This is a genomic window from Myxococcus sp. CA039A (assembly GCF_013336645.1).
Classification (GTDB): Bacteria; Myxococcota; Myxococcia; order Myxococcales; family Myxococcaceae; genus Myxococcus; species Myxococcus llanfairpwllgwyngyllgogerychwyrndrobwllllantysiliogogogochensis.
In genome coordinates, this window is record NZ_JABUMQ010000789.1 from 1 (window position 1) to 434 (window position 434).

At 59.4% G+C, this 434-nt stretch carries 2 protein-coding genes; both read left to right on the forward strand.

The window, feature by feature from the left end; translation table 11 throughout:
- A partial coding sequence (locus HR086_RS47605; RefSeq protein ID WP_217442272.1) for a hypothetical protein occupies positions 1 to 190 on the forward strand: 190 nt, incomplete at its 5' end.
- Between the two features lie 9 nt (positions 191 to 199).
- Positions 200 to 434: hypothetical protein (locus HR086_RS48120; protein WP_217442273.1), on the forward strand; the 235-nt coding region annotated here is incomplete at its 3' end.

The window sequence follows — 434 nt, forward strand, 5'->3', positions numbered from 1 at the left end:
GAGCTATGTCGTGGAAGGGGACACCATGAAAGTCGTTGTTGATCGCTGCCCCATATCCGGCCAATGCACAACCATGCTGCGGCGCGACGTGAAGCCCGGACCTGCTGGCCCGGCCCGTCAGGAAATTCCCTTGATGGCGCCGCGCGTGGTGATGCTGTACGCCGATGGCGAAACACAGATTTTTCCGTAAGGGCATCCCATGAGCGACAAGGTCGTCCTCGGCATCCATAGTCACGTAGACCCCAATACACAGGGGTCGTTCAATCAGTTCGTGGACGGCCACGCCTGGATCTCGGTGACGCGAAACGGCCATACGACGTTCCATGGCCTGTGGCCAGACAACCATCCACTCGTTGAGGACAATGGCCCAGGTTCGGACATCCGCGAAGGCATGGAAGCCCGGGCCACACCTTCGGCCTCACGCTATTACGAAT